Below are 15,332 nucleotides of genomic sequence, written 5' to 3' on the forward strand. Positions count from 1 at the left end.
ATTATTTCTTCATGCTTATATCCATATAACAGCATTTTGACTGCTGTAGCTCGCTTGATTTCACGTTGTTCTTGACTATTTTTGATAAAATCTTCTAACCACTGTATCCACATAACCACAACTGCTTGCTTGTTATATAATTTACTTTCTTACTTTCTCCGTATTTTCTCATAAGTAGTTTAGGATTGCTATAGATTAAGGGAAGCATGATCATCATGCTTCCCTTAAAGTATTGCTTGTAAATAAACAAGCTAGGATAAATTGATTTTAGTAAGCTAAAGTTTCTAAAGTTTCTCTTAAATACTTTTGTACTTGTTGTTCCAGGCGCAAACCTTGTAATTGGGTATTACGTTCTAGTTGCCAACGTTGGAAACCGGAACTAGCCGCGATCGCACATTTAAGGCTATACCAAATTTCGGTATCTGGGGGATATTGGAGATTACTAGCAGCAGAAGTTGGAGTCATAGTCCCTGATTCCTCAACTTTTAAAGTTATGGCAGTTTTCATTGTGAGCAAATACGAATCAGTCTGAATAAGACAGCGTATACTCTGCGAAGAAATTGATTAGGTTCTGATTTTTAGGGCTGCTGCGAGTTTCTATTGCTCCCGATGAAGGATTGAAACAACCTGGGTAAAATTTGATTAACTTGCACCCCTAAAATAGTGAAATCATGCTTGATATTTTCTAAAGATAACGGTTCGAGGGCAGCAAATTCTGTGTCATTAGTCACTAAAATCCGTGCCACACTCACGGGAACTTGTAAAAATAAATTACTTGCTAAAAAAGCTACAGCAGCTAAAAGTAAGCCTAAGCTATGCCATTGCGGCAAAAAGCTGACTAAATGTTGCATTTGGGGTACAACTTTGTAAAGCTGCCACAAGATGACCGTTAATATTATGGCGGACACCAGAGACAACACCCGGTTTAATTTAGTATTAATTAAACAAAGTATCTTGCGCTGTTGTTCTGTTAAATTTTCGGGTTTGAGAGCGATCCCTAAAAGAGAATATATATAAAATGGGCGGCGTAGCTGCATCCACAATAGTGGAGTAACGCCAACAGTGGCGACTAACAATATTTCTCCCCACACCGGGAAGAGTGGTTCACCGATCGCCAAGGACAATAAGCACAAAACCAAGAAAAATGGCAGTGTCGCTAATCCAGCAATGTGAATCCACAATATAGGGTCAGAGCGAAACGAAGACATACTGTAAGTGCTGAGTTTAAAGTGCTGAGTGCTGAGTTGGAAGTTTTGCGTGTGGAACCTAGCTTATTTTCAGTTCGACACACTTCAACTTTCACTGAAACTCAGCACTTAGTGTTAACCACTATCTTGTCAATGTGAGGGTACGACGTTTTGTCACCATCTGGTAGGCTTCAATAATGTCGCCTTCTACCCAGTCATGGAATTTATCGACGTTAATACCGCATTCATAACCGGCATTGACTTCCCGAACATCGTCTTTGATCCGTTTGAGAGAATCAAGGACTCCTTCGTAGACGACTTTACCGCCACGACGCACACGCAGTTTGCAGTTACGTACCAGCTTGCCAGACTGCACATAACAGCCAGCAACGGCTCCTTTACCCACTGGGAAGACAGCACGGACTTCGCACTGACCAAGGGCTTCTTCCACCAACTCTGGTTCCAACAGACCTTCCAAGGCTCCTTGGATATCTTCGAGGAGTTTATAGATGATGTTATACTCCCGGACATCCACACCAGCCTCATCAGCAGCTTGTCTTGCGCCACTGGCGTAGGTGGTGTTAAAGCCAATGATGACTGCGTTACTAGCAGCAGCTAAGTCAATGTCTGTTTGGGTGATTTCCCCAGCCGATGCTAACAGCATCCGGATCTGCACTTCGTTTTGGGGGATTTGCTTCAGCGAACCAATAATCGCTTCGACAGAACCTTGCACGTCGCCTTTGAGGATTAAGTTGAGTTCCTTCAACTCGCCTTCTTGAGCTTGTGCCGATAGGGTAGTGAGGGTGACACGTCCCTGCAACAGTCGTGATAGACGTTGTTTGTCGGCGCGATCGCCTGCAATACTCCGGGCTTCTTTTTCGTTCTCGAAGACCTCGAAGTCATCCCCGGCGGCGGGAACATCACTTAACCCCAACACCTCAACCGCAAAGGAAGGTGTGGCTGCTTCGACTCTCCGCCCACGGTCATCGACCATTGCTCTGACTTTACCAAAGGCTGAACCTGCCACGAGCATATCTCCGACGTGGAGACTACCGTTTTGAATCAACAAGGTAGCAACTGCACCCTTGGCTTTATCCAGGTGGGCTTCAATCACAGTACCTTTAGCTAGGCGATCGGGGTTGGCTGAGAGTTCTTCAACTTCTGCCACCAACAAAATCATTTCCAGGAGTGTATCGAGGTTTTCACCCTTAATCGCACTGACTGGCACCATGATGGTTTCGCCGCCCCATTCTTCTGGGGTTAAGCCATATTGTGTCAATTCTTGTTTCACCCGGTCTGGTTGTGCGCCTTCTTTATCAATTTTGTTGATAGCGACTACAATTGGCACTTCGGCGGCTTGGGCGTGGCTGATGGCTTCAATTGTTTGGGGACGCACACCATCATCGGCTGCTACTACCAAAATGGCGATATCTGTCACCCTCGCGCCTCTAGCCCGCATTGCGGTGAAGGCTTCGTGACCCGGAGTATCCAAGAAGACAATCTGATGCAGCTTGTTGTCATGTTCGATGTCCACATGGTATGCACCGATGTGTTGGGTAATACCGCCAGCTTCTCCAGCCGCGACTTTGGTTTTGCGAATCGAGTCGAGTAGGGTGGTTTTACCGTGGTCTACGTGACCCATAATGGTGACAACTGGCGGACGACGAATCAGATATTCTAAATCTGCTACGTCGATCATTTCTGTGACTTTCCGCGCTTCTGCTTCTGGTTCGGCGGTTTCGACTTCTACTTCTAACTCTTTACCTACTAAGGTGATGGTTGGGATATCCAAATTTTGGGTGATACTCACCGCCATACCTTTGAGGAACAGGATTTTCACAATCTCTGTATCTGCAACTACCAATTCGTTGGCGAGTTCCTGCACAGTCATCGGGCCTGTGACCACGATTTTGGCTGGGCGATCGCGTTTTGGCTCTGCTTCTTGACGACGGTTCTGTTCACCGCGATTTGAGGTAGTTCTCTTGCCCCTAACAGTTGGGGTAGCCACGGATGTGGGTGCTGTTTGGGCTGGTCGCGCTGCTTTTGGTTTTGGCGGACGAGCGATCGAAAGAGTTGCCTGGATGGTAGCCGGGATGTCTAGACCTTCTTCTAGCAAATCATCATCTTCAAAGTCATCTTCCAGAATTGGTTTGACCCGCTTGCCTTTGGGGGCACCTTTGCCGGATTTCTCTTTAACTTCGTCGATGATTTCTTCTTCTTGCCATTTTTTACCACCTTTGGCTAAACGAGGTGGTGTGGGTCGTTTTAAGTCTAAGAGTTCTGGAACGACGGCATCATCATCCACTGAGACTTTGCCTGTGGCTGCACCTGTAGGTCTGCTAGGCGGAGTTGCCAAGGGTACAGTCGCCGCCGATTCTGATTGACGCACTGGCCTTTGGGGACGTGGTACATCTCCTGAACCGGGAGCCGAGTTCCGATTTGTTCGCGGTTCGGCTTTGACAGGCCCTGAGTTTTGGCGACTTTGCTTGGGTGCTGGGGATGAGTCTGAGTGAGACTGAGATGGTTTGCCAGCCTTAGTTGGTTTATTGTTGCTAGTTTGGTCGCGATCGCGCTTCAGTATCGGTTTTTCTGCCGTACTTGACCCACCAACTGCGGGTTTTTCCGCTTCTGGTCTGGCAGGTGGCGCAGATAATTGCGGTTTTTGCGGTTTTTCTGGCCTGGACTTATGCGAAGGCGCTCTTTCTGGCTTTTCTGCTGCTGTGTTTTCTGCTAAGGGCGTATTTGCTTTTTGGGGTGCATCTGTAACAGCAGGTGCCTGTGAGTTCTCAGATTGATTCCGGGGTACAGGTCTGGTTGGTGCCGTCGGCTTCATGGATGAGACTGGTGTAGCGAAGGGCCGTGGAGGTGCTGGAGAATTGACTTCAGAAGAAGCTGATTGATTCTGATTAGCAACTGATGCCTCTGGGGCATTGGTGTTAGGATTTCTCAATATTTTGGGTTTACGAATTTCCAAAATTTGTTGTTTGTGTGGTGGTGGTGCAGGTCGGCTATGAGAGCCAGGTTGATGTGAATTTGGTTTTGGGGGGTGTGTTCCTATTTCTCTTTTAGGTGTTCCATTCGTTACTGCCAATTTTTCGGCAGCCGTCCGGATTCGTTCTGCCTCTGATTCTGAAATTGTGCTGCTATGGCTTTTGACCGCAATATTGAGCTGGTCGCAAATTGCTAATAGCTCTTTGTTATCCAAATTCAATTCCTTTGATAATTCATAAATTCTAACTTTGCCGTTGTTCATCCACTCTTCCCCTTTAATTTACAGTTTTTTGGCGGATGGTTGCCTGGGAGTGCGACATCTCCATCCTTAGATCACTGTTTTTCGGTTGCCCTTGGTAATTTTGCCGGTGCCTCCAATCAGGAAAGAGAGATGTTTCAGGTTAATGTTGGCATCTGTGCCAAATTTGGCTGTTGACTTGCTCCCATAAAAATTTTGTTAATAAAAAAAATTTATTGGAACTGGTGATGCCGAATTGCGCCTGATCGCTACCAGGTTGCCATTCTGTAGTTTTTTGTTTTGCTGATTCTGAGTCTTCCACAACACAATCGAGTAAAACTTTCTGGGAGTATTGCTGGGTTCTTTTTTCAAGAGCCGCTCACAAACTACGCCCTTTTACTATTTTGGCACTAACCCCAATAATTGCAGAGGGTGTGTTGGAAGCGCGAACAGTTCGGCTTTAGGCACAATCCTCTGGGGATTACCGCCACCAAGTTTTTCAACCTGATATTTGATTTTGGTGATGACTTGGGGCTAGACGTTGCCACAATGTCTGATACAGTGTTTCTGGCACTGATGCTTGTAGCGATCGCCCTAATCTATTCTTTTTTTGTGCCGTTTGCAAACAAGTTGCTTGCGGACAAAGATAGGCAGAGCGCCCCATGCCCTCATCTAATTGTACCTTTCCAGATGGAAAGACGCGGATTATCCGCCAAAAGTCTTGCTTCAAGCCGACTTTGCGGCAACTAATACAACGCCGATAATTCGGTTTCATCAGTTTTTTATAGGCATGAAGTCAAACAATTGAGAATTTTGGATTTACCTCCCGGATGAATAATCATGGCTGAACCGGAATTTTAAATTTTTTATTAATTCCATCAGCAAATTATGACTCAGTAGTTTTATAGCAAAGTTAAGCTATTACAGCTAACCTTTTACTAATACCTCATATTTTCTCAAGTAATTATTAAAACTCTTCCTGAGCTAAATATTAGCAGAACTATAGCCATCGTATTTGCTTTCTCCCGTACTGGTTGAGGCGGAGATTTGTTGCTAATTCCTATATAGACTGCTGTTTCTCCAGAAAATTAAGAAATTATTCTGTTTCATCCAGATCAAAAGATTCATCGTCTAATTCTTGTTGATTTTCTGCATCTAATTCTTCGAGTTCCAGATCATCATCTTCTAAGTCGATGTCATCTTCCTCTAGTTCCATTTGTTCTTGCTCTAGTTGAGCTTGGGCGCGGACAGCTGCAAATTTCTCATCTTCGCCTGCATGGTCGTACTTGGCTTTATCTTTAATATCGATTTTCCAACCTGTTAAGCGAGCCGCGAGGCGGACGTTTTGACCTTCTTTCCCAATTGCCAAACTCAGTTGATCTTCGGCTACTAAGACGTGAGTTTGCCGCGTTTCCGGGTCCATAAGGCGGACTTCATCTACTCTGGCTGGGCTTAAGGCGTTGGCAATATATGTGGCTGGGTCGGGCGACCAACGAATTACATCGATTTTTTCGCCGCGTAATTCATTCACTACTACTTGAATGCGTGATCCCCGTGCGCCAATACAAGCACCTACTGGGTCAACATCTCGATCTAAGGTGTCTACCGCGATTTTAGTCCGGGGGCCAACATAACGCGATGGCGGATTTGCTTCCCGTGCGACAGCGACTATCCGCACCACTTCATCTTCAATTTCTGGAACTTCATTGGCAAACAAATAAACCACTAACCCTGCATCAGCGCGGGATACTAAAAGCTGTGGCCCCCGTTGTTGCCCTTGGGAAACTTTCTTGAGGTAGACCTTGAAGGTGGCATTGGCACGATAATTATCGTTTGGTAGCTGTTCCCGTTTTGGTAATTCGGCTTCTACTTCTGGCTGACCAAAAGTACTGCTAACTGCCAAAATAACTGATTGTCTTTCAAAGCGCAGCACTCTGGCTTGCAAGACGGTTCCTTCTAAATCTTGGAACTCTTCTTGCACCATTTGGCGTTGTTGATCCCGTAATTTTTGGGCTAGAACTTGCTTGGTTTGCATAGCGGCCATCCGACCAAATTCGCCTTGATCGGGGGTGACATCCAAAACTACAGAATCACCTAATTGGGCTTCGGGCGCAACTTGCTGCACTTCGTCTAAAGAAATTTGATGGTCGGTGTTGTTAACTTCTTCAACAATGGTTTTGGTGGAGAGGACGCGAAATCCTTCTTCATCAATATCGAGTTCCACTTCAAAATTGTCAAAATAGTCTTCATCAAATTGCCTGCGTTCTATATTTTGAGCGCGGCGATAACGTTCATAACCTTTGAGTAGTGCTTCTCGAATGGCTGATTGCACTGCTAACCGTGGTAAGTTGCGCTCCCGACTAATGCTTTCAATTAATTCTTTTAATCCTGGTAGACTAACCATTGACATAAGCAATCTCCTTTAAAAGTAAGGGAATAGGGGAGCCAGTGCCGTGCGGAGGTTTCCTCAGTTGAGGCAACTGGCGTAGTAGGGAGTAGGAAAAAGCATTAAGGAATAGGGATTAGAGAAAAGATTGAATCTAGTCCCTAGTCCCTAGCCTCTAATCTCTAGACCCTCATCCCTCGTTTATCGACGTTCGTCTAGTTGCACCCTAGTAATGAGAGAACGAGGAATTTCCACTACCCGACCTTTTTGATTTAAATAAATGTTGGTTTCATCCCGGCGAATCAACTGACCATTCCACTCTGTTTGTCCTTCATGGGGTGGCGAAGTGGAAACAATCACAGGAAATCCTTTGAAGGAGATAAATTCCCGGTCAGTTACCAATTGGCGTGAAATACCTGGACTAGACACCTCCAAGACATAGGCATCTGGAATGATCTCCTCTGCATCTAAGCAGGCTTCTAAAGCGCGGCTCATCCTTTCACAATCATCCAAACCAGTATCTTGCTGGGGATTACGGATGTCTACCCGCAATACTGGTGGACGTTGGTTAGTGTGAAAAACTGCACCAACGACTTCTAATCCCAGTTGTTCTGCTACTGGTGTCGCCAATTCGATAATTTGTGGGACTAACGGATGAGTCATGCGAAATTTCAATAAAAAAAGTGGGCTTCGACCCACTTCCTGCGATAGGGATATCTTCCAAGAAGTCTTGTAACGAACTGATGATAGTTCGCCCTAAATTGAGTGTAGCGCATTTCTCTAAGAGTCAATAGTTAAATGGTCATTTGTTATTAGTCAGTGGTCAATGGTCAAAAGGCACGAAGATAAAATTTAACACTTCATATTTTTTTCTCTCTCATTTCGACGATCGCAGTACTTTGCTCAACGATGGGCTGAATATATGATTGTGTTCTTAGCTGTCTGGTTTGCTCGACAATGCTTTCTATGTCTTCTTGGGATAGACGTTGAACGTAGTTGAGCTTGACTTCTTCTAAGAAATCAAATAACAAGCTTTGAATTTCGGCTGTGACTTTTTTTTGCTGTACTTCTGCGCCTAAAGCGTTGGTGAAGCTTTGGGCGAGTTGGGTTGTAAGTTTTGCACCTACGGGATCTTGGATAGCACTGACTAAAACGCTGTATAAGCTGGTGGTGATTTGAGTTGCTAATTGTTCGCTGAGTTGGGTTTGGGCTTGTCCGATGGCGGGGAAGGCTTGGAGGTTGCGGTAAAGGGGAACTTGATTGAGTACTGTGTCGATGTTGTGGCGCAAAATTGCCGCTATGTCGGGCTGAATTTTGGGTAAAACTTCATAGACGACGGTTTGGGTTAAAATGCCTGCGATCGCTTCAATTTCATTAACATTATTAATATCCACATAGGGACGTAGGTTTTCTTGTTGCGATATCCAACGGGTAAAATCTCCTTGTTTAATCGAAATTTGAATTTGGTTGATCACTCGCACCACCACAATTTCTGTGAGTTCCTCAGCAAAATTCGCTACAACTGTTTGATTGATTTGGCGCTGTAATGGTTGCAGATTTAATAGTTGTGCTTGGTCGAGTCGCACAATTACAGGTATAACTCGCAACCATCGCCAAAACGGGATGAGCAGCAATAAGTCATAGCAACGGTCAAATACTGCATTTAACAAGCTAGAACCAGGGTGGCGACGCTTGATGTAAAAGATGCGTGCGAGAAACTCGATCGCAAAGATAGTGACAAATGGTAGGTCTATTAGCCAAAAATCATCGAGATATTCGCTATTTTCACCGATTTGGCGGTAATAGTTGCTGGCGATTAAAGGACTAATTTTTTGGTTGAAAAAGGTAATTTCTTGATTCCAGCCTTTTTGGGAGAGATAGGCTTGACTCCAGAAAGTGGCAAAGGATTGCTTGGCAGAATCTTTACCGATGCGATCGCGCATTCTGTTTTTAATTTTTTCCAGAGTACCACTCTTGCCAACCCCAGCAAATGGGTTACTATCAATCATCTCCACACTCAGACGGGTGAGTTCGTCTAGTTTTACCTTCGCCTGTGGAGATGTTAAACCTGTCTGGTTGACTTGTTCTTTGAGTGCATCTACCGCTTTTAAATAACTTTGAGTTTCTCTATGGGCAGCAATCCCCTTAATGGGATCATAAATTTGCGTAATTTGAGGTAATCGCCGCAAATAAAAATCACGCCATTGTACATAAGTCAAATCAAACACAACTAAACCTAAGTTGACTGTGGCCACCAGTGCCATCAACCTTTCAAACCAAAGTTTTTTGTGTTTTGGCAAGGTTTGATTAACCATTTTTTTGTTTTAGATTATACAAGTTTTAAGTATTTAGTTATAACCCAATTAGAGAGTTGAGAAGTAGACATAGAAAATCTAAATACTTCTCCAGCCAGATTGCCAAAAATTTATATCAATATAAATTAATTAATTTTAATTAATCACAAATGATTAAACATTGAGACAAAAGTCTTCCAGAAACGTAAAATGCACCTGTTAATCATATAATGCTGATTTAACTGCAAGGAGTTTGAGATATGTGGTGTGGGTTTAATAAATCCAGCGCGATTATTGCGGCTACTTGCCTAGTAAGCGCCGGTGTAATCATTTCTGACAGTTCCTTTGCTGCCCGTCAACGTAACTATACACCCCAAGAATTTCGGGCTGTGTTGCATGGGCTAGGTTACAAAGTGAAAGTCTCCAATACACCTCTAACCGACGAGGAAACTAAAAAAGCAATCCGCGATTTTCAAAAAGGCTACAAGCTTGGTGTAGACGGGATAGCCGGGCCAAAAACCCAAGACTTTGCTGCTAATATTGTGCAGATTCTCCAAGCCAATTTAAATGTAGTACTTAAGCCTAATCCGCCTCTTCCCCGCGATCAATTTTTTGGCCCGCGTACCGAACAGTTAATCAAGGAATATCAGAAAAAAAATCAGCTTTCAGAAACTGGAATTGCTGATTTAGCACTCCGTCAGAAGCTAGATGCAGCAGCAAAGGAAGTTATAGGTAAACCTAAACCTCAGCCAACGGCTAAACCGACAGCTAAACCGACAGTTCAACCAAATACGACATCAACGCCAACACCAGCCGCGTCACCAACACCCATACCAACGCTAACACCAACGGAGATACCAAAGCCTACAGCAACACCAGCAGTTTCACCAACACCAACACCTTAAATGTGATAGCTGCTGTAGTCAGATAGATAAACTCAGCACTCAGCACTTAATCTAAGCTTCTTCTAAAGGTCTACCTTTTGGTGTTGGTAAAATTGGACGACGGTCATCATAAGGCATAGGAATATACTGGACAGTTGGCCGTCCTCCCTGGGGTTGGGGATACAAATCCATCAAGTCGTAAATAGAACGGGGTAGTCCGACTGTGACAGGTAAACCCATTTCTGTGGCTTCTTCCACCGTGACAGGATAATCATGCGTCACACGTCCAGTTGTCAAAGCATCGATAATCGGTTCAATATTTTCGGGCTGAACCTTTTGTTTAGGGATGTTATCTTTTAGCAGCGTCCGCACAAAGCGTTGTACTTGTTGAATGGCTTTTTCTGCTTGGTCAGCCATAATTAAAGTCTGGTCATCAATCTCGCTGATGGGTTTATCTTTAACTACCTTTAAAATACTGGCTGCGGGGAGGTTGCCTAATTGGGGATCAACAGGCCCTAAAACAGCGTTTGCATCCATACAAATTTCATCAGCAGCCAAGGCCAGCATTGTGCCACCACTCATAGCATAGTGTGGGATAAAAACTGTCACCTTGGAAGGGTGACGAATTAACGCCCTAGCAATTTGTTCGGTAGCGAGTACCAAACCGCCAGGAGTATGCAGAATCAAATCAATGGGAACATCTGGGGGTGTGAGGCGAATTGCCCGCAAGATTTGTTCTGAATCTTCGATTGTGATGTAGCGTGATAGAGGAATACCCAGTAAACTGATAGATTCTTGACGGTGGATGAGTAATATCACCCGCGTTTTGCGTTCCTGTTGAAATTCTTGTAAGGCGCGAAAACGCTGATATTCTACTTGGCGCTTTTGCCAGAGGGGTTGTAGGGAAGAAAGCAGTAGAAAAATCCAGAATACATCACCAATACCAAAGCCCATAGGTTTTGATTGTCCAAAAATAACGGTTATCGTCATTTATTGTGACAATTTTTAATTCATAGCAGGTCTATCTAGGGGTGTAGGGTAGGAAAGAGAGACAGGGAAGACAAGGAAGACAAGGTTGATGGGTAAGCCAAGATTTTTTGTATTTACAGATTACTATAATTTACTCAGGTTATTTAGGCAGATTAAGCATTATTAATTTTATTTATTTTGTCAATAATTATACTTTCATAATTGTGATACTCTTGTTGTCTAGTGATAGCTAATGCTCGTTGATAATGTTCAATAGCTTGAGATTTTTGGTTTATTATAATAAATAACTCAGCTATATTTTCAAGATTTTCTATTTGACTCAAAGAGTTACCTAACTGTTGACGAATTATCAAAGAATTTTGATAGTGTTCCAATGCTTTTTCATATTCGTTTAACTGTCTATACATGGAACCTAAAATATCAAGAGTATCACTTTCACTCATTCTATCTCCAATTTCTTGGCTAATAGTGAGAGCTGCTTGCAGAGATTCATTTGCTTGAGAATATTTTTCTAAATAACAATAGAGTTTCCCCATTAAATACAGAGTTTCGGCTTGACCAGGAATAACACCGATTTTTCTTCTCAGATCCAAGGCAAGTTCATAGTAAGTTAATGCTTTTTCAAATTCTTTTAAACTAGAATTAAGTAGTCCTAAATTACTTAATATAGTAGCTTCTGTATCACGATCGCCAGTTTTACTAGCTATCACTAACGCCTCTTGATAGTATTCTAAAGCTGCTGAATATTCTCCATAGCGATAGTAGATTTGAGCTATATTATTGAGAGTTGTACCTTGACTATTTAACTCTCCTATTTCTTGTTGTAAATTTAAAGCTTCTTTATAGTATTGAATTGCTTTAGGATAGTCTTCTAAAAAAGTATAAACTGCTCCAATATTATTTAATGTAGTGCCTTCATTTTTCCTGGCTCCTATTTCTCGACGGATTGATAAAGCTTGATGATAATAATTTAATGCTTCATTATATTTTCCTATCTGGTCATAAACACCTCCAAAATTATGGAGTGTAGTGGCTTCATTGGTGCGATCGCCTATTTTTTTAGCAATTTTTAAAGCTTTATTATAGTATTCTAAAGCTTTCGAGTATTGCCCTAGATTACGATAAATAGCACCTATATTATTCAGAGAAGAAACTTGACCTGATAAATGATTATTTTCTATTTCAATAGTAAGACATTGCTGATATAGTTCTAATGCTTTTTCATATTGACTTAAATCACTATAAACTGAGCCTAGGTTATTAAGCACAGCCGCCTCACCATTACGATTACTTTTATTTTGATAAATCTTTAAGGCTTCTTGATATTTTTGTAATGCGTTTTGTGGTTCTCCTAGGCTTTCATAAATTAAGCCAGTATTATTGAGATTAGTAGCTTCATTAGATAAGTCTCCTATTTCTCTACTAATGATTAAAGACTGATTATAATGTCTGATGGCTTCTGAATATTGTCCTAACAAGTAATATACTGTGCCAATACCACAAAGCGTTTTTCCCTCCATTTTACGATCCATGATTTGAAGATGAATAGACATAGCTTTTTCATAGATTTCTAAAGCTTTAGAATATTCGCCCATGCCACGATATGCGCTCCCAATACTACTAAGAGTATTACCTTCATTTTGTAAGTCATGAATTTTTTGAAAATAATATAGAGCATCAATATACTGGTTTAAAGCATCTTGATACCGTCCTTGATTATATAAACTAAGTCCAAGATTAGAATGTGTTAATGCGTCTGCTTGATGCTGTTGTTTAATTAAAAACTTAACTAATCGATGAATAGCTTTGATGGGCTTAAGTAAAAGTGAAGCTAGGACACGTAGGTAAGATAGCACTATAACCTCAAAAATTTAGCTTTTGAACTTAAACCTATTCTTCCCAACTAGAAACCTCAAAAATAATTTTTTCATAAAAAACTCTGTTTTAATTATGTAGCGACTGTCTTAAAGGTCAAGCGGCTCTATTTCCGAAAACGGTGCGGTTGCTTGTGAAGTATGTAATTATTAAAATACATCCTTGGAAAACTACGGTAAAAGTCTATGTAGTCCTTCAGTCTCAATCAAATTCATTTCACTGGCGAATGCAAAAGTCCTCTCTTAATTCCGGGAAAGTTCGCCACGCCGTTATTTGATTGCAGTCACCAAGGTAAAAAGTCATGGAACAAATTTATAAATATCCGCGTACCCATCACATCGAGGGTTCGCGGTTGCAGCCTGGGGATGAAGATTTAGACAGCGTTCCTTTTAGTGCAATTAAAAATCAGTATGTAGTCGTGGAAGAAAAAGTTGATGGCGCAAACGCCGCTATTAGCTTTACTTCTAACGGACAACTCAAATTGCAAAGCCGTGGACATTATTTAACAGGTGGTGCGAGAGAAAAGCACTTTAACTTATTTAAACAGTGGGCGCATACTCGCGCCACCGCATTTTGGCAAGTTCTAGGGAGTCGGTTCATTTTGTTTGGTGAATGGCTGTATGCCAAGCACACTGTTTTTTACGATGCTTTACCTCATTACTTCCTAGAATACGATGTGCTGGATTTAGAACAGCAAGTTTTTCTCAGCACCAAGAACCGTCAGCAGTTACTTGCAGATTTACCTTTAGTTTCTGTACCTGTGTTGTTTGCTGGCGAACTGAAATCTTATCAACAACTCATCGCCCTGCTGCAAAAATCCCATTATCAAACCCCTGCACATTTGCAGCGTTTCCAACAAATTTGTCTGGAACAAGGACTAGATGTCGAACGTTCCCTCAAACAAACTGACCAAAGTGGTTTGATGGAAGGTTTATATATTAAAGTCGAGCCACAAGCAACAGTAACAGCCCGTTATAAATATGTGCGTTCCAGCTTTTTAACTACCATTCAGCAGTCAGAGGGACATTGGCTAAACCGCCCAATAATTCCAAATCAACTGCGTCCTAGTGCAGATTTGTTTAGTTAAAAAGATCCCCGACTTATTTAAGAAGTCGGGGATCTGAAGCCTACTAATTTTTACAGGTATTTAATTATGATTCAAGATTGGACGTTTCCTTATTGTCCTCATAAAGATGACTGGACAATTAACTGGCAAGCTTTAGAAGCAAAATTTGATTGGTTGCGATCGCTTGCTGATTGTCCCCAAGACCCACGTTATCATGCTGAGGGGAATGTTCTCATTCATACGAAACTTGTATGTGAGGCATTAGTCGCTTTACCCCAATGGCGAACATTACCACCTAAAGAACGTTCTGTGTTATTCGCCGCAGCTTTACTACATGATGTCGCTAAACCCGCAGCCACTCAAATAGCAACAGATGGGGCGGTTTCTTCTAAAGGTCACGTCCTCCAAGGGGCGAAAATGGCACAGGAAATTCTCTGGGATTTAAATGTACCATTTGCAGAACGGGAAGCGGTTGTGGCTTTGGTGAAATATGGCAGTTTACCTCTGTGGTTTTGGGATAAACCCAACCCGGAACGGGCGGTAATTAAAGTTAGCCAAATCATTCGTTGCGATATGCTGGGTGTACTCGCCGAAGCAGATGTGCGCGGACGTTACTGCAACGACCAAGCCGAATTATTAGAACGAATTGAGTTTTTCCGCGAATTTTGCCAAGAAAACCAATGTTTTAACCAACGGCGTGCATTTCCCTCAGCACACAGTCGGTTCGTGTATTTTCAAAAAGAAAATGGCAACCCAGACTATGCAGCCTTTGATGATACGCGCTTTGGGGTAGTGATAATGTCGGGTTTACCGGGTGCAGGGAAAGATACTTGGATAAAAGAAAATCTGCCTGACTGGCGAGTGATTTCTTTAGACGCACTGCGAAAGCAAATGAATATCAGCCCAGAAGATGACCAAGGTGTAGTGATAAATGCAGCCAAAACCATAGCCAAAGAATATATGCGTGATGGGCAATGTTTTGTGTGGAATGCAACTAACATTAGCCGTCAATTGCGAGGGATGTTAACTCGTTTATTTACCAGTTATCAAGCCAACATTCGCATTGTTTATCTAGAATCACCTTGGGATGAATTGCTGCGGAGGAATTGCGATCGCCCTGCTCATGCTAAACTGCCCGAAAAGGTGCTGTATAAATTAAAGCAGCGTCTAGAAATTCCCAATATTACCGAAGCACACACAGTAGATTGGGTAGTACAGTGAAAATTTGGAAATGCGATCGCATCATAATTAGAAACCAAAAAGGCGCTCCCCGTGAAGAGAGCGCCTTTGATTAATTATTTATTGCTTCTATCTCAGAAGATTAGCCATTGATAGCAGGAGCAGAGATAGCAACAGGAGCTTGCTCACCAGCAGCCAAGTCTAAGGGGAAGTTGTGAGCATTGCGCTCGTGCATGACTTCC

13 protein-coding genes are annotated in these 15,332 nt (G+C 42.6%); 3 read left to right on the plus strand and 10 right to left on the minus strand.

The window, feature by feature from the left end:
• Window positions 1-267: 267 nt before the first annotated feature.
• From H6G28_RS35060 to H6G28_RS35095, 8 genes are all read right to left on the minus strand, one after another.
• A complete protein-coding gene (locus H6G28_RS35060; RefSeq protein WP_190677792.1) occupies window positions 268-465 on the minus strand; it encodes a hypothetical protein in 198 nt (65 codons plus the stop codon).
• A 113-nt stretch (window positions 466-578) separates the two neighbouring features.
• Entirely contained in the window at window positions 579-1,208 is a 630-nt protein-coding gene (locus tag H6G28_RS35065) for a low-complexity tail membrane protein (protein ID WP_190677795.1), read from the minus strand.
• Between the two features lie 121 nt (window positions 1,209-1,329).
• Window positions 1,330-4,440 carry a translation initiation factor IF-2 gene (gene infB / locus H6G28_RS35070; protein ID WP_190591148.1) on the minus strand — a complete coding sequence of 1,037 codons (3,111 nt, stop codon included), beginning with the start codon at window positions 4,438-4,440 and terminating at the stop codon, window positions 1,330-1,332.
• A 139-nt stretch (window positions 4,441-4,579) separates the two neighbouring features.
• On the minus strand, window positions 4,580-4,738 hold the full coding sequence (locus H6G28_RS35075; RefSeq protein ID WP_190591146.1) for a hypothetical protein: 159 nt from the start codon (window positions 4,736-4,738) through the stop codon (window positions 4,580-4,582).
• Window positions 4,739-4,915: 177 nt separating this feature from the next.
• Window positions 4,916-5,191 carry a YlxR family protein gene (locus H6G28_RS35080; RefSeq protein WP_190591144.1) on the minus strand — a complete coding sequence of 92 codons (276 nt, stop codon included), beginning with the start codon at window positions 5,189-5,191 and terminating at the stop codon, window positions 4,916-4,918.
• A gap of 321 nt (window positions 5,192-5,512) precedes the next feature.
• Window positions 5,513-6,826 (minus strand): transcription termination factor NusA, encoded by a 1,314-nt coding sequence (gene nusA, locus H6G28_RS35085; RefSeq protein ID WP_190591142.1) that lies wholly within the window; start codon window positions 6,824-6,826, stop codon window positions 5,513-5,515.
• A gap of 177 nt (window positions 6,827-7,003) precedes the next feature.
• The gene (rimP, locus tag H6G28_RS35090; RefSeq protein ID WP_190591140.1) at window positions 7,004-7,465 is read right to left on the minus strand and encodes a ribosome maturation factor RimP; all 462 of its coding nucleotides are present in this window, start codon (window positions 7,463-7,465) and stop codon (window positions 7,004-7,006) included.
• 197 nt (window positions 7,466-7,662) lie between these two features.
• Entirely contained in the window at window positions 7,663-9,117 is a 1,455-nt protein-coding gene (locus H6G28_RS35095) for a hypothetical protein (RefSeq protein ID WP_190677797.1), read from the minus strand.
• Window positions 9,118-9,356: 239 nt separating this feature from the next.
• Here H6G28_RS35095 and H6G28_RS35100 point away from each other — a divergent pair, with 239 nt between their 5' ends.
• Window positions 9,357-10,001 (plus strand): peptidoglycan-binding domain-containing protein, encoded by a 645-nt coding sequence (locus tag H6G28_RS35100; RefSeq protein ID WP_190677799.1) that lies wholly within the window; start codon window positions 9,357-9,359, stop codon window positions 9,999-10,001.
• A 51-nt stretch (window positions 10,002-10,052) separates the two neighbouring features.
• Here H6G28_RS35100 and H6G28_RS35105 read toward each other — a convergent pair whose 3' ends face one another.
• Together H6G28_RS35105 and H6G28_RS35110 are read right to left on the minus strand one after the other, a co-directional pair.
• Window positions 10,053-10,934 (minus strand): SDH family Clp fold serine proteinase, encoded by an 882-nt coding sequence (locus H6G28_RS35105; protein WP_190677804.1) that lies wholly within the window; start codon window positions 10,932-10,934, stop codon window positions 10,053-10,055.
• Window positions 10,935-11,122: 188 nt separating this feature from the next.
• The gene (locus H6G28_RS35110) at window positions 11,123-12,826 is read right to left on the minus strand and encodes a tetratricopeptide repeat protein (protein WP_190677801.1); all 1,704 of its coding nucleotides are present in this window, start codon (window positions 12,824-12,826) and stop codon (window positions 11,123-11,125) included.
• A gap of 320 nt (window positions 12,827-13,146) precedes the next feature.
• Between H6G28_RS35110 and H6G28_RS35115 the strand changes: the two genes are divergently transcribed.
• Window positions 13,147-13,932, plus strand: coding sequence for an RNA ligase family protein (locus H6G28_RS35115; protein ID WP_190677802.1), 786 nt, complete (start codon window positions 13,147-13,149; stop codon window positions 13,930-13,932).
• A 66-nt stretch (window positions 13,933-13,998) separates the two neighbouring features.
• The gene (locus tag H6G28_RS35120) at window positions 13,999-15,132 is read left to right on the plus strand and encodes an AAA family ATPase (protein ID WP_190677803.1); all 1,134 of its coding nucleotides are present in this window, start codon (window positions 13,999-14,001) and stop codon (window positions 15,130-15,132) included.
• Window positions 15,133-15,332 lie beyond the last annotated feature (200 nt).

The organism is Nostoc sp. FACHB-190 (assembly GCF_014696905.1).
In the GTDB taxonomy this organism is placed as follows: domain Bacteria; phylum Cyanobacteriota; class Cyanobacteriia; order Cyanobacteriales; family Nostocaceae; genus Nostoc_B.